Below are 19,909 nucleotides of genomic sequence, written 5' to 3' on the forward strand. Positions count from 1 at the left end.
GGCAACGGCGACATCTTCTTGAAAGGTGCCTGTAAGGGCGGCCGGTTCGCCGGCACCCGTGTGCTCAAGCCCGCCGGCGTATGGATCCGGCAGCGGGTGAGAGGCTGAGCGGTGACGTCCGCGCATTTGGCGAATACGTCGATGACGACCACGGGGGCCGTCGCCGCGATGCTTGGGCTGCGTGCGCGGCCGCTGCACCGTAACCCCAGGACCAACGCGCCCCCCAGGGGGGAAGTGCGCCGGGGCGGCTGCAGCCGCCCCGTGTCGACGGCGTTGGTGAGACCGCAAGTGTCTCCCGTGCCAGATCCGTCACCCCGGCGGGGCAGGCGATGCGTGCTGAGTCACTCCGCCCGGAGCGGCTCAAACCGGCTACTGATCCGGCACCGGAGAGCAGATCTGCGTGAGCGATGCGTGAGCGATGCGTGAGCGGACGGTTCAGCTCACGGTGGACCGAGCGGCATGGGGATCGAGGCTGCACGTCTCTGAACTGGCAAAAACAGGATGCCGCGTCAGGCGCTGGCACCCCGCCTTTCGCGCCTCGGGTTCCGCGTGCACCGGGAAGGGCGGCTGATCTGCCGGTGCTCTCCCGCAAGGTGCGGTTGAGACTGCACGAGACCCTCGACCGCAAGGGGCGGCTAGAGATCGCCTCCGGCACCGGAGAGCAGCCCCGCGCCGTCCACTCGCTGGCGCTGGGTGCCCGCAGGGATCACCAGGGACCGGCTTCCCGGTGATACCGCTCCATCCCAACGCCCCTTGACCGAGATCCGGCAGCACCTGAGCCGGTCTCTGGAAGCCGCACCCGGCCTGCCGCAAGTCGAACCTGGTGGGCGGGTGTTGTCCTGCTCCAAGACCTTCGAACAGCTCGCCCTGCTCGCCGCCGCCCGGGGCAGGGCACCGCGAGCTGGACGGCAGCTGACGCTCCCCCAACTGCGCACGTCAGCCCCTCTGTTGGCCGACGCGGGACCGTCCCGACGTGCAAGCCCTCATGGAGGCTTGTGGAGCCAAGAACGTCGAGATCTGTCCCTGGTCCACCCGGGAAGGACTACTGCTCGAACACCTAGCGGTGCCCTACACCGCATTCGGCCGCCCCCGGACAGGAGAGCAGCCGTCGAGCTACGGTTCCTTGCCAGGAACTCCGCCCCCGGAGACGGCCCCACCCTGTACGCCAGTGACGGACAGTCCGATCCTGAATCCAGCCGTCGCAGACTGACAATGGCGGGCCCGGCCGTCCGGGCCCGGCATTTGCTGCTGAGCTGTGACATCCCCTACGGCGGGGAAGATGGAGAGGTGCGGGGTGTCCTGGACGTCAGTGAGACGCGCTGCTCGTCAGCTCCACCTCGAGCACCTGGTCGGAGCCGGCGGGCTGCTTGCCGTTGTAGTCGGCGTTGGTGGTCAGCACCCAGAGCGCGTTTTTGCCGGGGACCTTCTCGACGGTGCGGAGTCGGCCGTACTGGTTCTTGTAGAGCTCGACCGGGGTACCCACCTCCGTACCGTCGACGGGGATGCGGTACAGGCGTCTGCCGCGCATGGTCGCCATGTACAGGTCGCCGTCGGCGTAGGCGATCCCGCTCGGTGAGGCGTCCGTGGGCTGCCAGTGCGCCTTGGGGTTGGTCATCCCGTCAGTGGTGCAGGGGCCTTCGCACGTGGGCCAGCCGTAGTTCTTTCCGGGCTCGATCAGGTTGATCTCGTCGTACGTGTCCTGGCCGAGCTCCGACTCCCACAGGCGGCCCTGGGGATCCCACGTCAGGCCCTGAGCATTGCGGTGGCCGTAGGAGTAGACATACGAGTCGAACGGATTACCGGGTGCCGGCTTGCCGTCGGTGGTCAGCCGCAGGATCTTCCCGTTGAGGGAGTTCTTGTCCTGTGCCGTGGCCGACACGTTGGCGTCCCCGGTGGTGGCGTAGAGGTAGCCGTCGGGGCCGAACTTCAGGCGGCCGCCGTTGTGGATCAAGGACTTCTGGATCCCGCCCAGCAGCACGTGGTAGTCACTGAGGGTGGAGCCGTCGTATTTCATGCGCACGATCCGGTTTCCCTCCTCGGCCGTGTGCATCACATAGATGTAGTGGTCCTCTTCCCAGCAGGGCGAGACGGCGATGCCCAGCACGCCGTCATTGGCGTCGACGGTCAGGCTCCCCCTGGCCGTCGCCTCCGGCACGGTGCCGATGAAGGTCTTCTCGCCGTTCCGGGTGAGTCGGAAGAGCTTGGCCGAGTCGCGCTCGCCGATCAGTGCGGAGCCGTCCGGCAGCCAGCTCAGGCCCCAGGGGACGGTCCAGCCTGTGGACAGGGTGCGGACGGTGCCGGGTTGCGAACCCGCGTGGTGTCGGGGCGGTGAGGCCGTACTGCTGCTGGTGCCGGCGAACCCGACCAGCGTCGAGACGGCCATGACTCCGACCGCGATCACCGCGCGAAGCCGCCTGCTGCCGGTCGTTCTCCGGGGAATCGTCAAGATGGACACTCTGCTCCCTCCGGGGGCTCTGCGTACGTTGTGACGGAACGTAGGAGGGTGTTGGCCGGAGGTATGCAAGGCGCGCCGCTGATCCACCGGTTGGCCGGGGTGCGGTTGCGGGGTTGTCACCGGTGCCGAAGGTGGCAGAGGAATGTCCGAACTCCTCATGAAAGGACGGACACATCATGGTGATGAACACCATGGAGCCGACAGCGGAGCGGACCCAGGATCCTGGCTCAGCGGGAGCCGGCGACAATCGCGCCGGGAATGGTGCCGGGGCCTGGCAGGCACCCGGATACACGGTGGTGGAAACCGCGCTGGAAGTCACCGCGTACTCCCTGGCCACCCGCTGGCGGTGCCGCTGACGTGCTGCTCAAGGTCTTGGGTACCGCGGCCGGCGGGGGCGTACCGCAATGGAACTGTGCCTGCCCTCAATGCTCCGGGGCACGGGCGCACCCGGGGGCGCCGCCGCCTGCACGCCTCGCTCGCCGTCAGGGCGGGTGAGGGCCGCTGGTGCGTGGTCGACGCGACACCCGACATCACCGAACAGATCGAGGAATACGCCGAGTTGCCCCCCCGGACCCGAGCGGCGGCGTACGCCGGTGGCCGGAGTCGTGCTGACCGACGGCGAACTCGACCACACACTTGGCGTCGCGCGGCTTCGGGAGGCCGATCGGCTGGAACTGCTCGCCACGGACGCCGTACGCCACGCGGTGCTGGACCGCCAGCACCTGGGAGCAGTGCTCGCCCCCTACACCGAACTGACGTGGCGCGAGCTTCCCTCGGGCGGGCACGGCGAACCGCTCGGCGCGCAGTCCGCGGTTCACGTCAGCGCCGTCCCCGTCTCCGGCAAGCGGCCCTGCTATGCCGTGGAGGACGGGGCCGCGCCCGGTGATGACGGCCACTGGGCGCGCGCGCTGCGGCTCACCGATCGCTCCACCGGCGGTAGCGCCGTCTACGCTCCCGCGTTCGGCGTTTGGTCGGACGCCCTGAAGGAGGCGGTCGCCGAGGCGGACTGCGTCAGGCTGGAGACCGCTGAGCGGGCCGTCAGCGAGAAGCCTGCTCTGCGCGCGGTCGTCTCGGCCGCCGCGTCCGGTCCTGTCCTCCTGGGGGCTGCCGCTCCGTCCGTCCGCGCCGCTCCGCCAGCCGGGTGGGCTCGTCCCGGCGTGCTTCGTGAAATGCGTCGAGGAGGGCAATTCCCTGCGTAACCGTATCTATTGCCCTTCCTGAGCGAACGCCAAGGAGTAGGCAGTGGGTGACGTCGATGCGTTGGTGACAGGGGCCGGGGGATTCACCGGCGGGCATCTGACGCGGGCCCTGCTCGCCGAGGGACGCCGGGGCGACGGCGAGCAGACCCTGAGCTTCACCTACATCGACGACTGCGGCGAGGGCGGACGCCGCCCTCGCCGCAGTCCTGCTGTGCGTCATCACCCGCCGCGTGCCCAGCCCGCGGTTCGTGATCTGGATCCTCGGCCTCGCCGCCGTCCGTGCCACCTGGCAGGCCTCTCGCCCGAAGCTCCCCATCGCGCTCATCCTCACGGCCAAGGGGCTGACTCCGCGCACCACCGTCACGCCCGTCACTCCATGGCGACTGCCGGGCCGAGAAGCACGCGGTGACGACGTGCGGGGGCGTAGGGCCGGGAGGGCGTCGAGCCCGGTGGCTCCGGTGACCCCGGAACCGCCGGCCACGCTGCGCGATCGTTCCGACAACCCCCTGCGCGCTTCTGAGCACATCGGCACATGTGAAAGGCGATCAAGTGAAGCACCCCGAGCTCGACGAGGCATCGGTTCCGAGTCCCTCCGCGCGGCCGCCGGACGACGAAGGGCCTCGAAGCACTCCGACCGATCCGGACCGCCGGCCGTGCTCCCCTGAGAGGGATTCGGAATCCGACGGCAACATCAACCATGCACCCCGCGTCTCTCCCGCCGCCCCCTCCCGCATCACGCCGAACGAGGCCGCGCGCGCCCTTGTGTGGTCCGCGGCGCTGCTGCTGAGCGTCCTGCTGCTGCTCCTGGCCATGAGGCTGCCCTGGAACGGTGACCTCGGCATCCATGCGGCGACCATCGAGCGACTGCGCGCCGATCTGATTCATCCCGGCGGTCTGCAGGTCGACGCCGACGTCGACAGCCCGTACTACTCGCCTTGGACGGTGCTCCTCGGCATCGTGGCCAAGGCGACCGGGCTGGGCACCTTCAAGGTGTTGCGCCTGGCGGCCCTCACCGCCCTCCCCCTGCTGCTCACAGGTGTCTGGCACTTCACACGGACGCTGAGCACCCGACGCGTCGCGCCGGCCCTGGCCCTGCTGTGCCTGCTGCTGCTCTGGGGTCCTCCGGTCCTTGCGTGGAGCGGGTTCCTCAACCTCGGCTCGCTCGCCTTCACCCTCGCCTACCCGAGCACCTTCGTGCTCGGGCTCTCCTTCCACTTCTGGGCACTGCTCACCAAGGCACTGCGCTCCGCCGGCCGGTGGCCGGCCTTTCTCGGCCTCGGCCTGATGTGGGCGGTGATCCTGCTCAGTCACCAATTCACGGGGCTCGTCGCGACGTTCGGGGCACTGGGCGTGCTGCTTGCCGTACGCCCTTGGCCCGCCCGGGAGGTCTGGCTGCGGCTGGGAGCCGGGATCGTGCTCGCGGTCGTGGTGCTCGCCCTTTGGCCCTACTACTCGTTCTTCTCGCTGTTCGGTGTCGGCGGGCTCGAAGAGATCCACCGTCCGTTGTACGACAACATGGTGACGCGCTTCGGCCCGGCGCTGATCGGGGTCGCCGCCCTGTACTTCCGGTGGCGACGAGACCGGCGCGACCCGTTGGTGATCTTCTTCGTGCTGGGGACGCTGACGGTCGTGGGCGGTGGTGTCACGGGCCACTGGTCATGGGGCAGAGCGCTGCCCGCGGCTGTCATCCCCGCGCAACTGGCCGCCGCACTCGCGGTGGCGGACGCCGGAAGCAGGAGGGTCCGCAACGTCCTCGCGGCGGTCCTGGGCGGTGCGATGCTGTTGGGGGTGCTGCTTCAGGCCTTCACGTTCGGCTACGTCATCGCCGATGAGGCGTTGCCACCGGCCGTGCGGCACAAGAGCTGGTCGTCCGTGGAGGGCTACGCGTGGATGACCCCCTGGGTGCAGCGCGGCGACACCGTCATGACCACCCGGGACACCAGTCTGCTGGTCCCCGCGTACGGCGCCTACACGGTGGCCCCCGGCTATCCCGATCTCGTCCTGCCGGACGAGAAGGAACGGCAAGCTGCCGTCGCGCGCTTCTTCGCACCCCACTCCTCGCGTGCGGACCGACTGGACGTCCTGCACCGCTACCACGTCAGGTGGCTTCTGCGGAGGGAGAACGAGGGCGGACTGCCCGCGGACGACCCGGCCCTGCACAAGACGACCGTCGGGCCAGGGGGCCAGGCGCTGTACAGGGTGGTGGGATGACGGGGCGCCGAGGCCGACAACGAGCCGGCGGCCGGGATCCGGTGAACCAGCGGAGGTAAGCGGCGGCCGTCTCCTTCACGTCGAAGTCGGCCGCTGCATGCGCCCGTCCCGCGTCTGCCGGACGGGCGCGCAAACCGTGGTCGCCGCCGAGACCGCGTTGTACGGCCGTCGCGTACACGGGCATCCAGCGGCGTGCGGCCACCCAGGCGAGTGCCACCGGGACCATGCCGAGCAGCGAACAGCACGCCGCGGCCAGGGGAGTCCCGCCGAGTGACGCTCCGGCGAGGCCGCTCGCACAGAGCACTCCGCCGAAGGCCGCGTGCACCCGAGGCCGTAGGGCTTCCAGCCCAGGGCGAGCACAGCGGGGCCATCCCGCAGACCGGTCCGAGGGCCGAGAAACGGCCCTGGTCGAGCCGGCGCAGCGCCGTGGCCGCGACCGATGCCGCGGGCTGCACCGGGAACTGCGGCCGGCCAGGCGCAGCAGGGGATCCGCTGCCGCCAGGTCCAAGGCCGCGACGCACAGCGGAGTGACGGCCTGCAGCACCGCACAGCACACTGCGCCGTGGGCCACCGAGAGCCACCAGGCGCTGTGCACCATCCACCGGGTGAGCCGCTCGGCGCGCAGCAGATAGGTGCCGAGTCCGAGGCGGCGTAGGCCCCGTAGGCGCCGGTGGGCACCAGACGGGCTGTGTAGGCGGTGTAACAGAGCTGGAGGATCGGGCCGATGACCGCCCCGGAGGAGTTCCAGGCGACTACGACGAGGACTCCGCGCGATCAGGCTGCCCCTGTGTATTAGTCGACGACGCTGTGGGCGTTCACACCGATCCCCTTCTCGTACTCGACACCGACGATGGTGATCGGTTTTCCGTCGCCCGCGGCACTTTCGCCGTTGTTCGTGTTCCGTTCGACAGGACCCCAGCCGTTCGCCGGTGAACGACAGGTGGTCTCCAGCGTCAGATCGCAGACGCCGGTGTCCGTCCCTTCCGGAGCCTCCACGGTCCACGCCGTGGTGAAGAACCTGCCCGCGGGGACGTCGTTCGCGATCGTCGGTGAAGTGGTCTCGAGCTTCCGGTCCGAGGGGCCGGTGAAGGTCACCGCGACGTTCCGGGCGGGTGCGCGGCCGAGGTCGGTGGCCGTGGTGGTAAGCGCGACGGGTCTTTCCGGCTTCGACCAACGTGCTGCCGTCCAGAAGGAGCTCGACGGCAGGAGGGTGGGCGGCTCACTTGTCGTCGGCCGACACTCGCAGCAGGACGGTGCCGTGCGCGGGCACGGTCGCCGCGATGGTGCCCGCGGTGTGGTAGCTCTTGTGCTGCCACAGGTCGCGCAGGGTGTACGCATCGACGCCGGGCAGCCCGACTGCCGTCGTTGTCGTGGCGATCCGCTGTGCACTGCCTGACTCGTTGAAGAGGGCGACCGCGCGGCTGCCGTCCTGCATCTTCTTGGCGACGACCCAGCGCTCGCCCTCGGAGGAGACGACCTCGCCCTGTTTGCCCAGCGGGTCCTGGTCGACCGCGATCACCTCCCGGTTGCTGATGATCTTGAAGGTCGCGTCCGACGCTTTGCGTAGATCGGAGCCGATCAGCAGCGGCGCGGCCATCACGGACCACATCGAGAAGTGCGTGCGGTACTCGGTGTCCGTCATCCCGCCATTGCCGACCTCCAGCATGTCGGGGTCGTTCCAGTGCCCGGGGCCCGCGTACCGAGCGAGCGGAAGGTTGCTCTTCATGATGGACAGCACGGACGGCCAGCTGTCGGAAATGTCGCCGGTCGTACGCCACAGATTGCCCACGTCGGCCGCCCACTCCCAGGGCTTGTTCTGCCCCCACTCGCAGATGCTGTACACGATGGGCCGGCCCGTTGTGCTGGAGGCAGCCTTGAGGGCGTTGCGCATCGTGGTGTATCTCTGCTCGGCGTCCACACCCTGGTTGTTGCAGTTGTCGTATTTTCAGTTAGTCGACGCCCCAGTCTGCGAACTGCTGTGCGTCGCTGAACTCGTGGCCGAGCGCGCCGGGGAAGCCCGCGTCGTTGTTGCAGGTCTTGGTGCCTGCGCTGGTGTAGATGCCCAGCTTGAGCCCCTTGGAGTGGACGTAGTCGGCCACCGCTTTGATGCCGTTAGGGCGGCCGGTTTCACCGCGTTCCATACAACTGGGGAAACCATGAGCCGGCGCCCAACAGTGCCGCAGCGAGCACTTGGAGAGCTCTTCACATGGCTGGACGGGTGAGGAGATGACACATCGTTATGTTCCTCTGTGTTGGTCTCCGAGAGCGTGCGCACTCAGCGATGTGTTGCGGTGGCCCCTTGGATCACACGGGGAACACCGTCGGCCTGCTGGTCGCGGGGGACGGTGGGCCGGCCGGTCGCAGCCCGGCCCACTGGGCAGCGAGAAGCAGCAGGTAGTACGGGTTGAGGAAGAGGTACCGGCGCCACAGCCGGCGCGGTTCCAGACCCAGTCGCCACAGCCACTCCAGGCCGTGGTCGCGCATCCACATCGGCGGTCTGCGCAGGGTCCCCGCGTGGAAGTCGAACGCGGCACCGACCGCGAGCAGCGGCATCGGCAGCAGCGGACGCATGGCGTGCACGAAGGTTTCCTGGCGCGGGCAGCCGAGCCCGACCAGGACGATCCGCGCTCCGGACTCGGTGATCCGGGCGGCGATCTCCGCGTCCTCGCCAGGGCGCGCCGCACGGAACTTGGACGCCTCGTGGCCGGCGATCTTGAGGGCCGGAAGCGTGTTCTGCAGGTTCAGCATCAGACGCTCCAGCGTCTGCTCCGTCGAGCCGTACAGATACACCGGGAGGCCTTCGTCGGCCGCTTTGCGCAGTACGTGCCACGTCAGGTTCGGGCCGCACACCGGGTCGGTGAGGGCCGAGCCGTGCAGCAGGTTCAGTGCCCAGCGCACGGGCTGACCGTCCGGGGTCACCAGGTCGAAGGAGTTGAGGCGGGCGCCGTGCTCCCGGTCCAGCACGCCCGTCATCACGCCGTGGACGGCCAGCGCGGTCACCGCCAGCGTGCGCCGGGCGCGGGCCGCGGCGAGCACGGTGTCCACCGCCTCGCCGTAGCTGGTCGCGTCGACAAGGACGCCGAGAACGTTCTTCTTCACCGGCCCGGGACCCACCTGTCCACATTGGCCTCGTAGATCTCGTTCATGATCAGTGGCACGTCGTACGTCAACTGCCATTCCGGATAGTGCTGTTCGAAGCGCGCGTTGGAGCTGATCCACCAGATGTGGTCGCCGGTCCGGGGCGTTTCCACGTGTTCGACGCGCATCTCGTTCCCCGAGATCTTCTCGGCCAGCGCGATCGCTTCGAGGTTGGAGGCGTTGGAGTACCGGCCGCCCCCGAGGTTGTAGACCTCGGCGCTGCGCGGGTTGTGGAAGAACGCCTCGAACGCGGTGACGACGTCATGGCTGTGGATGGCGTCCCGCACCTGTTTTCCCTTGTATCCGATGAGTTTGTACGTGCGCCGTTCCATGGCGCAGCGCATCACGTAGGCGAGGAAGCCGTGCAGTTCCGTGGCGGAGTGGCCCGGGCCGGTGAGGGTACCCCCGCGGAAGCACGCCGTTCTGAGTCCGAAGTAGCGGCCGTATTCCTGGACCATGATGTCCGCGGCCACCTTCGAGGCGCCGAAGACCGAGTGCAGGCAGCCGTCGATGGACATGTCCTCGGAGATGCCGGCGCCATAGCGGTGACCTGGGGTGATCTCCCAGCGCGTCTCCTGCTCGACCAGCGGCAGGGAGTTGGGGCGGTCGCCGTACACCTTGTTGGTGGAGCAGTGGATCAGAGGGGCGTCGATGCAGTGTTCGCGTACGTTCTGCAGCACGTTGAGCGTGCCGCCGGCGTTGATGTCGAAATCGAGGAGCGGGTCACGCGCGGCCCAGTCGTGGGACGGCTGCGCCGCGGTGTGGATGACGACGGCGATGTCCCGGCCGTACTTCCGGAAGACGGCCGCCAGTGCGTCCCGGTCGCGGATGTCCACGTCGTGGTGGACATAGGCCTTGCCGAGGTCCACGGACAGTCGTTCCACGTTCCACGCGGTCGACGCTTCCGATCCGAAGAAGCGTGAGCGCATGTCGTTGTCGATGCCGATGACATCAAGTCCCAAGCGCGCGAAGTGCCGTACCGCTTGTGACCCGATCAGACCGGCCGATCCGGTTACCACTGCGACGCTCATACGATCGCCTCCTGAGGAGAGCTGGCAAAGGTGTTCTGTTCCGGCTTGTGCCGGCGGCGGGCCCGTCGTGACCGGCCGCCCGCGAGCAGGATTCCGGCCGCCCAGAAGAAGGGAGCGGCGCCGAAAGGCGATTCCAGGATGACGCCCAGCAGGGCGACGATGAGGAGCGAGATCACCAGCAGCACGCACAACGACGTCAGCTCGTCGGGTGGCCCTCGGCGCACGGTCTGGATCACCAGGGCCACAAGCCTGGCCAGCAGAGCGACGACGACGGCGAGACCGATGAAGCCCAGCCGGGCAAAACAGGTGACCAGGTAGTTGTGCGGGGACCGCACGCCGATTCCTCGGCCGATGGGAAGGTCGCCATTGGACAGTTGGAGAAAGTCCGGTCCGAATCCCACACCGACGGCCGCCCGTACCGGATCGTCCAGGGTGTACGTCACGACGCGTTCCCACGCGGTCAGACGTGCACGCTTGGTGCCCTGAGCGTTTTCCTCGAACTCTGAAGACGCTGTCGTGGGTCCGTTGAGCACGAGAAGGCGCTGGCCGGCCGGAGACATCGGGAGCGCCACCACCACGGCAAGGACCGCGGTCGCTCCGAACAGCAGTGCGCGGCCGGTGAGGCGACCGTTCCGGCCCGCCCTGAGCATGGCTGCCACCAGCACGCACGCGCAGCACGAGATGAGGCCGGCTCTGTTCACCTGCGCCAGACCGGTGGCGAGGGCAGCGATCGCCACCGGCGCATGCAGCCAGATCCGGCCCCGTGCGATCCGCAGGATCGACATGCCCGCCAGCACGCCGAGCACCGCCACGTCGAAATCCGTCCTGATCTCGAAGATGCGGGTATCTCCCACTGTGGGTAGCGTCGCGACGAACTCCGGTGCAAGGGTTGCCACCAGCATCCATCCGAGGTGCAGCAGCAGTCCGCCGTGGATCATCCGGAGCGTTCGCTCTCTGCCGCGATCGCTCACTCTTTGGTAGGCGCCTGCGGACAGATAGGCGATCGCGGCATAGACGAAGGGCTCCGCGTCACGGGCGGCCATCCACACATCGCCCTGCAGGGCGAGCAGCCGGGCCCCCGTGACCAGCAGCAGCAGTCCGATCAGGAGTCCCGGCCCGTGGATACGCCCATACTTTTTGCCGGAAAGGAGATTCGACCAGATGGCGTGCAGGAAAGCCGCGCAGAGCAGGGCATCACTGATGTAGAGCGGCCCTACGTTCACGTGGGAGACCCAGCGGCCTCCGGTGAGCAGAACGGCGACCGCCACCGATCCGGCGATCAAGTGGTGGTCGATGGTGGGATTTCGGCCGGACACCTGAAGTTCGGACGGGCTGTTGCCCGTTTCCGTTTGCCCGGCCACGTCAGTTTGCGGGTACGCCATGCGCACTTCCGTTTTCACGAATCACTCGCCCTTCAGGTGGCCTTTCCTATGCGGGCGCCGCGACGCGGTCGCTTGCGACGCGAACCGCCTCCTCGTATGCCCTGGTGATAACGCTGATCCAGGCCCGCTCGGTGAAGTGGTCGGCGTACACCTGACGGCAGTGAGCGCGGAGTGACGGGAAGCGGGTGGCCGCGTCCTTCAGGACCGGGGCGAGCGGCTTGTTCCACTCGGTGACCAGGCCGGTTCCGTGTTCCCGTACCGCCTCGGCCACCGACGAGCCCGCGAACGCCAGGACCGGAATCCCGGCCGCCAGGGCCTCGGCGTACACGCAGGGCGCGACCTCGTACCAGCGACTGGGGAAGACCAGGCCCCGGTAGGAGGGCATCCGCCGGCACAGTTCGTTCCGCTCGAGGTGGCCCACGAAACGGACGGAAGCGGGAGCGGCCGCGCGGCACTCGGCGAGGAGTTCGCCGTCGCCGATGACGTCGAGCGGCTCGTCGGCCGGCCACTGGCGCAGCAGTTCCAGGACGCCCTTCTCGGGTGTGAGACGCGCGGCGACGAGCCAACGGCCGGTGTCGTCGCCCTGAGTCCCGTCGGACTGCGGTGCGTCGACGAAGTTGGGGACGAGCGTCAGCCGCTCGGCGGGCACACCGGCACGCTGGTATGTCCGCTCGCTCAGCCGGGAGTTCACGACGATCCGGTCCGCGCGGGCCAGCAGCGGGTCCCGCGTATGGCCGTGCCGTCCTGCCCATGCCAGGGGCAGCGTCGCGGCCCGGGAATCGCGGTAGCAGCCGTACCGCAGGGCGGACCAGGGCTCGCCGTCCGGGCACCGTGTGCAGACGGCGCCCGCACGGTAGAGCGTCGCCGCGGCGCACAGTGGCCGGTAGTTGTGCAGGGTCGCCACGAGCGGGCCGGTCCAGTGCCGTACCCAGGAACGGGCGAAGTTGGGAAACAGGTTGTGCACGTGCACCAGGTCGGGGGCGTACGCGCGCAACCGGGCGAGCGGGTTGTGTCCTCGTCCGGTCGCCACGCGCGCCGCTGCCCGCAGAGGGTAGAGCGGATCCTGGGCCAGTTCGTCGGTGTGGGCGGCGAACAGCTCGACCTCGTGGCCCGCCGTGTGCAACGCACGCACCTGGTCCCGTACGAGTGCGTTCTCCCCGCTGGGTGTTGCGGAGGTGTAGAAGCTGTGGACCACGGCGATCTTCATGACGGGCTGCCTTCGGTGTCAGCCACGACTGGCTCTCTCTGGCCTTCAATGGTCATTTGGGGCATAAGGGACAAAATTGCGTAACCGGTGATCCGCTCTGACTCTTTGGGGAGGGTGCTCCGGTGAGTCCACTCGCCTGGCCGAGCGGCACGGAACGGACAGCTTTCCGATGCTGCTCATCGGGTGATCGTTCTCCTCGGTCAAGCGTCGCCACCCGCTCCACGCGTACCCGTCGGACAGACTCGGCTGCGTCCGCCCGCCTGCCCTGCCCCGGACGATGAGACCTGTGCCTTCACGGCTGCCATCGTCGGCTTTGATCCCGTGGACGGGTGCATGGACCCAAGTGATCCGCTGAAACCGGTTGGAGAGGGTGCCCGTGACTGTTCAGGGAGACGTCCCGTATGTGCCGCTGTCAGGGCGTCGGCAGGCGCAGGATCGGCAGCCGCCTCGCACCGGGCCGAGACGGGACGGCAAGCCCGTCTGGTACCTGCCGGCCGCGTTGGGCGTCGATGTCGTGGGCGCGGTCGTGTCGGCGTACACGGTCTTCCGCCTGGCCGGTGAGGCGCATGCCGGGTGGTACGCGGTGGCGGCAGCCGCGGCCTGGGTGGTGGTGCGGGCCTCGCGCACGCGGTACGCGTGGCGCAACCTGGGAGAGCGCGACAACGGCTCTCCCTTGCTGCGGGACTGGTTGATCCTGATGGCTGTGCTCGCCGTGATGAGAGCGGCAACCGGTGAATTTCCCGCCTTTCACCTCGTGTTGGCCGGCCTGGTCGTGTGCCTTCCTCTCGCGGCGGCCTGCCAAGGCCTGACGCACCGGCATCTGCTGGCTCGGCGCCGCTCGGGCCGAGGCGTCCGCCGGGCGCTGGTGATCGGCGAGGCGGCCGCTCTCGACGGTCTGGTGAATCACCTCGCGCGACGCATCGATCACGCGTTCGTCGTGGTCGGGGTGTGCCCCGTCGGCGACGACGACCCCCACCTGGTGGCTCCGATCACGGGACGGCTCGACCGGCACACCCCGGCGCAACCGTCCGACGACTCCTCGCCGGTGCTGGCAGCGGCCCGAAGGCTGCAGGTGGATCTGGTCTTCGTCGTGTCCGGACCCAGCATGGCCGCCGAGCGACTGCGACGGCTGTCCTGGGCCGTGCACGAGGACGGTCGTCCCCTCGTCGTCGTGCCCGGCATGACCGAGGTGGCACAACGCCGGGTCAATGTCTCGTCCCTGGCCGGCCTGACGATGCTGCATGTCGCCCCGCCTGTCCGCCGCGGCGCTGCCCTGCTGTTGAAGGCGGTGACGGACCGGGTGGGCGCCGCGGTGCTGCTGGTGCTGCTCGCCCCCGTGTTCGTGGCAGTGGCGATCGCCGTACGGCTGGATTCGCCGGGAACGATCCTCCATCGCCAGATCCGCGTCGGGCGGGGCGGCCGGCACTTCAGCCTGGCGAAGTTCCGCACCATGGTCGCCAACGCCGAGCAGTTGAGGTGCGAGCTCGCCGGGACCAACGAGCAGGACGGGCTGATGTTCAAGATCCGCCGCGATCCCCGGATCACGCGCACGGGCCGTGTGCTGCGCCGCTTCTCACTCGACGAGCTTCCCCAGCTGTTCAACGTGCTGCTCGGGCACATGTCCCTGGTGGGTCCGAGGCCACCGCTGCCCGATGAGGTGGCGAAGTACAACGAGGTGGAGGTGCGACGACTGAGCGTCAAGCCGGGGCTCACCGGACTGTGGCAGGTCAGCGGGCGCTCCGACCTGTCCTGGGACGAGACCGTCACCCTGGATCTGCGCTACGTGGACAACTGGTCCCCCGCCGTCGACTTCGGCATCCTGCGCCGGACGGTGCGAGCCGTCCTCGTGGGCAACGGCGCCTACTGACCGCCCGGATTCCGGCTTCGTTCGTGATCAGCGGCAGAGCACAGCGGGCAGCAGGCCGCGTTCCCGGGCGACGCGTACGCCGTGCAGAGCCGCCCCGTACCGCAGACAGCACAGCGCCAGCACAGCCGCGGCCGCCAGCTTGGCCACGAGGATCACCGGCGCGGGGCAACTGCCTTCGAGCTCCCGTTGAACGGACCACAGGGCGACCCAGAACAGGCCGGAGAGAGCAGCGGCCTGCGCGTACGCCCGAGTGACCGGTCGCCGGGTCGCGGGAAAGAGCCGGTTCAGCCATGCCTGGAACAGCGACAGCCGGACGAGCTGGCCCACCAGCACCACCACCATGAGCGCGTGGAGTCCGCCGCCGAGGCGCAGCGCGAGGGCCGTACCGGCGACGAGCACCGTCATCTGCACCAGATGGATGACCAGTTTGGGTCCCACCACTCCCATGGCCTCTCCCACGGTGCCCGAGAACTGCGCCACCAGACCGAGCACGCCGGCCAGGCCCAGGATCGGGACCAGTGCCACGCTGCCGTGCCACTGGCTGCCGAGCAGCAGTGCCACCAACTGCTCGCTGCTCGCGCCGATCACCGCCCACAGGGGGAAGAGGACCAGCGTGGTCAGTGACGTGCAGTCGGCGTAGGAGGCACCGAGCCGGCTGGTCTCGTGCTGGATGCGGCTGAGGCCGGGCAGGAGCACCTTGCTCGCCGCCTCCTGGATCTGCTGCAGCGGATAGGACGCCAGGAGCGCGGCGCGGTCGTAGAGCCCGGCGGCGGCGACGCCCACGTAGCGGCCGATGGAGAGCTTGGCGAAGTCCGCCGTGAGGTATTCCAGAAAGCCGTTGGCCGATACCTTGCCGCCGAAGCGTAGGACGTCACGCATGGCAGGCACATCGAACAGCGGGCGCAGCGAGTGCCGGACCATGACGTAGGGCAGCAGGTTCAGCAGTACCGTCCATCCGAGTTGGCCGTAGACGAGGCTCCACACGCCCGCGCCGAGGAGCGCGGACAAGAGTGCGACGCCGCAGTAGCCGACGATGAAGGAGGAGAATTCGGTGAGGGCGATCGCCCGATATCGCATGCCCCGGCTCAGCAGCCCGGTGGCGACGGTGCCCAGAGCCCCGATCGGCATGCCCAGCGCGATCACTCGGATCATGCTGGTCAGCTCGGAGGGGCCGTGGGCCAGCTCTGTGCCGTACGGCGCGATGAGCCAGACCGCCGCGTAGGAGCAGGTGCCGAGGGTGAGGGCCAGGGCGAAGATCACGCGTACGTCGCGGCCGGTGAGTGAGGGGCGCTGGACCACCGCGGAAGCCAGGCCGCCCTGGGCGAAGTGGTGAGCGAAACGCGGCACCAGGTATGCCAGTGCCATCAGCCCGAAGTCCTCGGGGGTGAGCAGGCGGGCCATCACGGCTGAGTAGGGAATCTGGACGGCGGCGCTGGCCGCGCTGGCGAGGTAGGCCCAGCGCATGCCTCGGACCGTGACGGACGTCAGTTGGGTCATGGGGACACCGGGTCGTCGGTTTCCAAGGGGGCTCCTCGCGTGTGCCTCGTGCGGGCAGGATCCTCTCGCGGTGCAAAGAGGGAGCCCCGGCGGCCACGCAGAACCCGGGGCGAAGTAGCCCCTGAGGCGTAGTAGTCACACAGGTGGCGAGGTGCGCGACGCGCGAGACGCCCATTCACACGTGCGAGTGACCAGTACGAACGCGGCATCGACTGTCCGCCCTGGCCGTCTCCTTCCGGGTACGGCCAAACAGTGCACGGATTCAGTTGCCCACACAAGGTTCGTCAGACATCCGCTCATATCCTTTTCGATGCTTCGGGAGTATCTCCCGACCTCTTCCTGCATTCATGGAGAAAAGCCATGCGCATTGCCGTGACCGGCGGGGGCGGTTTTCTGGGATCACACCTGTGTGAGGCATTGCTGCGGCGTGGAGACGCCGTAGTCTGCCTGGACAACTTCAGCACAGGGCGGCCGGAGAACATCGCACACTTGCGGAAATTCCCTGCCTTCGAATTCATCCATTCCGACGTGAGCGTCGCCGCGGACGTCCCCGGCCCGCTCGATGCCGTCGCCCATCTCGCAAGTCCCGCGTCGCCGCCGGACTATCTGCGACTTCCCCTCGAGACCCTCGCCGTGGGAAGCCGCGGCACAGAGAACGCCCTCGAACTGGCCCGGCGCAACCACGCCCGGTTCCTGCTCGCCTCGACGAGCGAGGTCTACGGCGATCCGCTGGTCCACCCCCAGGAAGAGGAGTACTGGGGGAACGTCAATCCGGTCGGACCGCGCAGCGTGTACGACGAGGCCAAGCGGTACGCCGAGGCCGTCTCGCTCGCTTACCACCGCAGTCACGGCGTCGACGTCGGAATCATCCGGATCTTCAACACCTACGGCCCGCGCATGCGCCCGCACGACGGCCGGGTCGTCACCAGCTTCATCAACCAGGCCCTCGGCGGCGAACCGCTGACCGTTTACGGCGACGGCAAGCAGACCCGCAGTTTCTGCTACGTGAGCGATCTGATCCGCGGCCTGGTCGCGATGCTGGACGCGTCCGTGACCGGGCCGATCAATCTCGGGAACCCGGACGAGTGGACGGTGTCCGAGCTCGCTCAGCTCGTCCTCGAGATCACGGGTTCGGACTCGGAGATCCAGTACCACCCGCTCCCCACGGACGACCCGACCCGTCGCCGACCGGTCATCACACGTGCTCGTGAGCACCTCGGCTGGTACCCGGAGGTGTCGGTCGCGGACGGAGTGCACCGGACCGTCGAGTGGTTCAGAGGCCGACCGCACGACGACGGGCTGCTCGCGGCCTTCGATACCCCGGCGCTCTGAGGCAGACGCTCTGAGGCAGAGAGGAAACCCATGCCCGGACGCACCACAGTGCTGGTGACCGGTGGCGCCGGTTTCATCGGCAGCCACACCTGTGTCGAACTCCTCGGCCACGGCTATGACGTGGTGGTCGTCGACGACTACTCCAACAGCTCGCCCGGCGCGCTGGAACGCGTAGCGAAGATCGCCGGCCGCCCCCCGGCCGCCGTCCACGAGATCGACCTGCTCGACCGCCGGGCGCTCTCCCGGGTGTTCGACGAGCACGACATCGACGCGGTGATCCACTTCGCGGCGAAGAAGGCCGTCGGGGAGTCCGTGGAACTGCCCGTCGAGTACTACGACACCAACGTCGGCGGCACCACGGCACTGCTGCGCGCCATGCACGACCACGGAGTGCACCGCCTGGTGTTCTCCTCGTCCTGCTCGATCTACGGCAACGCCACCAAGGTGCCGCTCACCGAAGAGGATCCGGCGGGCCCCACCAATCCGTACGCCACCTCGAAGTTGCTCTGCGAGCAGGTGCTCACGGACGTCTGCCGGTACCTGCCCGGGCTGTCCGTCCTGGCGCTGCGCTATTTCAACCCGGTCGGCGCGCACCCCAGCGGGCTGCTCGGCGAAGTGCCCCGGGGAGCCGCGCCCAACAACGTCATGCCGTACCTCGCCCGGGTCGCCGCCGGCCGGCTCCCGAAACTCAGCGTCTTCGGCGACGACTACCCCACCGTCGACGGCACGGGTGTGCGCGACTACATCCATGTGATGGACGTCGCCGAAGGCCACCGTGTCGCTCTGGATCACCTCGACAAGGGCAGCGGCATGCAGGTCTTCAACCTCGGCACGGGGCAGGGCACTTCGGTGCTCGAACTCGTCGCCGCGTTCCAGCGTGCCTCCGATACGCCCATCCCCTTCGAGATCACCGGCCGCCGCCCCGGCGACGTCGCCGCCCTCGTCGCCGACCCGAACGCCGTGGCCCGTGCCTGGAACTGGACCACGACGAGAGATCTCACCGCTATGTGCGAGGACGCCTGGCGGTTCCAGGAACTCAACCCGTCCGGCTATCCGAACTGACACAGAGAAGAGGCGAGCGAGATGCGACTCACCGTCATCGGAACGGGATACCTCGGTGCCGTGCACGCCGCGTGCATGGCGGACATCGGGCACGAGGTGCTCGGCGTCGACATCGACTCCGCGAAGATCGCGGCACTCGGAGAGGGCAGGGTGCCCTTCTTCGAACCAGGTCTGCAGGACGTTCTCGGCAGAACCGTCGCCTCGGGGCGACTGCGCTTCACCACCTCCCTCGACGAGGCGGCCGACTTCGGCGACGTGCACTTCGTCTGTGTGAGCACCCCGCAGCGCCCGGACTCGCCCGCCGCCGACCTGGGGGCGGTCGACGCCGTCATCGACGGACTGGCGCCCCGGTTGCGCCGCCGCTGCCTGATCGTGGGCAAGTCCACGGTCCCCGCGGGAACGACGGCTCGGCTCACCGCGCGCGTCCAGGAGCTCGCCCCGGAGGGCACGGACGTCGAGGTCGCCTGGAATCCGGAGTTCCTGCGGGAGGGCTTCGCCGTCCAGGACACGCTCCGCCCGGACCGGCTGGTGGCCGGCATCCAGTCGCGGCGGGCCGACGAAACCCTGCGCGAGGTGTACGCACCCATGCTGCGCGCCGGAGTGCCCTACATCAGCACGGATCCCGCGACCGCCGAGCTCGTGAAGGTCGCGGCGAACTCGTTCCTCGCCACCAAGATCTCGTTCATCAACGCCATGGCCGAGGTCTGCGATGCGACGGGAGGCGATGTCACCACTCTGGCCGAGGCCCTCGGCCACGACACCCGTATCGGCCGCCGCTTCCTCTCGGCCGGTCTCGGCTTCGGAGGCGGATGCCTTCCCAAGGACATCAGGGCGTTCACGGCACGCGCCGACGAACTCGGCGTCGGCAGCGCCGTGTCGTTCCTTCGCGAGATCGACGAGATCAACGCCCGGCAGCGGCGGCGCACCGTCGACATCGCCCGGGACATGGCGGGCGGAGGATTCGACGGCCGACGCATCGCAGTGCTCGGCGCCACGTTCAAGCCCGACAGCGACGACATCCGCGATTCGCCGGCCCTGGCCGTCGCGGCCGCGATCCACCGCGAGGGCGCGGACGTACGGCTCCACGACCCGGAGGGAATGGACAACGCGCGGGCCGTGCTGCCCCTGCTCGATTACGTCCCCGATGTGGCCAAGGCGTGCGAGGGCGCCGATCTCGTGCTGCATCTGACCGAGTGGACCGAATACCGCCGGATCGACCCCGCCGCGCTCGCCGCCGTGACCCGCGCGCGGAAGATCCTCGACGCGCGCAACGCGCTCGACGCGGCACTGTGGCGGTCCGCCGGCTGGACCCTGCGGGCGCTCGGCCGGCCGACGCCGCCCCCGCTGCCGAGCCAGCAGAAGGCCTTCGACCGCGTGTCGGCGGTCTCCCCCGCCGAGTTGGGGTGAGCCCGCCCCGGCTGCGGTCGGGCGCCCCGTTCACCGGCGCCCGGCCGCAGCCGGGCACGATCCTGGCCGGTGTCCGGGAAGAGCCGACGGACTCGGCCCCGTCCGTGCCTCGGAGCAGAAC

13 protein-coding genes and 1 pseudogene are annotated in these 19,909 nt (G+C 68.9%); 7 read left to right on the plus strand and 7 right to left on the minus strand.

Going from position 1 to position 19,909, the window contains the following annotated elements:
- Positions 1–1,306: 1,306 nt before the first annotated feature.
- The gene (locus EOT10_RS35595; protein ID WP_223281394.1) at positions 1,307–2,446 is read right to left on the minus strand and encodes a PQQ-dependent sugar dehydrogenase; all 1,140 of its coding nucleotides are present in this window, start codon (positions 2,444–2,446) and stop codon (positions 1,307–1,309) included.
- A 185-nt stretch (positions 2,447–2,631) separates the two neighbouring features.
- On the opposite strand from EOT10_RS35595, the gene EOT10_RS41510 reads away from it, so the two are divergent.
- The 3 genes from EOT10_RS41510 (at position 2,632) to EOT10_RS35610 (ending at position 5,865) form a co-directional block, all read left to right on the plus strand.
- Positions 2,632–2,811, plus strand: coding sequence for a pyrroloquinoline quinone precursor peptide PqqA (locus EOT10_RS41510; RefSeq protein WP_317617384.1), 180 nt, complete (start codon positions 2,632–2,634; stop codon positions 2,809–2,811).
- Positions 2,812–3,060: 249 nt separating this feature from the next.
- On the plus strand, positions 3,061–3,654 hold the full coding sequence (locus tag EOT10_RS42930) for an MBL fold metallo-hydrolase (RefSeq protein WP_317617385.1): 594 nt from the start codon (positions 3,061–3,063) through the stop codon (positions 3,652–3,654).
- Positions 3,655–4,203: 549 nt separating this feature from the next.
- Positions 4,204–5,865 (plus strand): hypothetical protein, encoded by a 1,662-nt coding sequence (locus EOT10_RS35610; RefSeq protein WP_317617386.1) that lies wholly within the window; start codon positions 4,204–4,206, stop codon positions 5,863–5,865.
- Between the two features lie 795 nt (positions 5,866–6,660).
- Here EOT10_RS35610 and EOT10_RS35615 read toward each other — a convergent pair.
- The 5 genes and pseudogenes from EOT10_RS35615 to EOT10_RS35635 form a co-directional block, all read right to left on the minus strand.
- Positions 6,661–8,051, minus strand: a pseudogene (locus tag EOT10_RS35615) (NEW3 domain-containing protein); the annotation flags it as partial.
- A 118-nt stretch (positions 8,052–8,169) separates the two neighbouring features.
- Entirely contained in the window at positions 8,170–8,964 is a 795-nt protein-coding gene (locus tag EOT10_RS35620) for a WecB/TagA/CpsF family glycosyltransferase (RefSeq protein WP_223281395.1), read from the minus strand.
- Positions 8,961–10,034 (minus strand): NAD-dependent epimerase/dehydratase family protein, encoded by a 1,074-nt coding sequence (locus EOT10_RS35625; RefSeq protein ID WP_127832530.1) that lies wholly within the window; start codon positions 10,032–10,034, stop codon positions 8,961–8,963. Before EOT10_RS35625 ends, EOT10_RS35620 begins: the two co-directional genes overlap by 4 nt.
- Positions 10,031–11,434 (minus strand): O-antigen ligase family protein, encoded by a 1,404-nt coding sequence (locus tag EOT10_RS35630; protein WP_127832531.1) that lies wholly within the window; start codon positions 11,432–11,434, stop codon positions 10,031–10,033. The genes EOT10_RS35625 and EOT10_RS35630 overlap by 4 nt, the downstream gene beginning before the upstream one ends.
- Before the next feature lie 28 nt (positions 11,435–11,462).
- Positions 11,463–12,623, minus strand: a complete 1,161-nt coding sequence (locus EOT10_RS35635; RefSeq protein ID WP_127832532.1) for a glycosyltransferase family 4 protein — start codon at positions 12,621–12,623, stop codon at positions 11,463–11,465.
- Positions 12,624–12,999: 376 nt separating this feature from the next.
- On the opposite strand from EOT10_RS35635, the gene EOT10_RS35640 reads away from it, so the two are divergent.
- Positions 13,000–14,490: a sugar transferase gene (locus EOT10_RS35640; protein WP_223281396.1), complete on the plus strand. Its 1,491-nt coding sequence runs from the start codon at positions 13,000–13,002 to the stop codon at positions 14,488–14,490.
- A 27-nt stretch (positions 14,491–14,517) separates the two neighbouring features.
- Here the strand turns inward: EOT10_RS35640 and EOT10_RS35645 are convergent, their stop codons facing one another.
- Entirely contained in the window at positions 14,518–15,987 is a 1,470-nt protein-coding gene (locus tag EOT10_RS35645) for an oligosaccharide flippase family protein (protein ID WP_127832533.1), read from the minus strand.
- Positions 15,988–16,347: 360 nt separating this feature from the next.
- On the opposite strand from EOT10_RS35645, the gene EOT10_RS35650 reads away from it, so the two are divergent.
- The 3 genes from EOT10_RS35650 to EOT10_RS35660 are packed head-to-tail and all read left to right on the plus strand — an operon-like array spanning position 16,348 to position 19,788.
- Entirely contained in the window at positions 16,348–17,319 is a 972-nt protein-coding gene (locus EOT10_RS35650; RefSeq protein WP_127832534.1) for a UDP-glucuronic acid decarboxylase family protein, read from the plus strand.
- Positions 17,320–17,349: 30 nt separating this feature from the next.
- Positions 17,350–18,381, plus strand: a complete 1,032-nt coding sequence (galE, locus tag EOT10_RS35655; protein WP_189492511.1) for a UDP-glucose 4-epimerase GalE — start codon at positions 17,350–17,352, stop codon at positions 18,379–18,381.
- A 21-nt stretch (positions 18,382–18,402) separates the two neighbouring features.
- On the plus strand, positions 18,403–19,788 hold the full coding sequence (locus EOT10_RS35660; protein ID WP_127832535.1) for a UDP-glucose dehydrogenase family protein: 1,386 nt from the start codon (positions 18,403–18,405) through the stop codon (positions 19,786–19,788).
- Positions 19,789–19,909 lie beyond the last annotated feature (121 nt).

Source organism: Streptomyces antnestii, from assembly GCF_004005495.1.
GTDB lineage: Bacteria > Actinomycetota > Actinomycetes > Streptomycetales > Streptomycetaceae > Streptomyces > Streptomyces antnestii.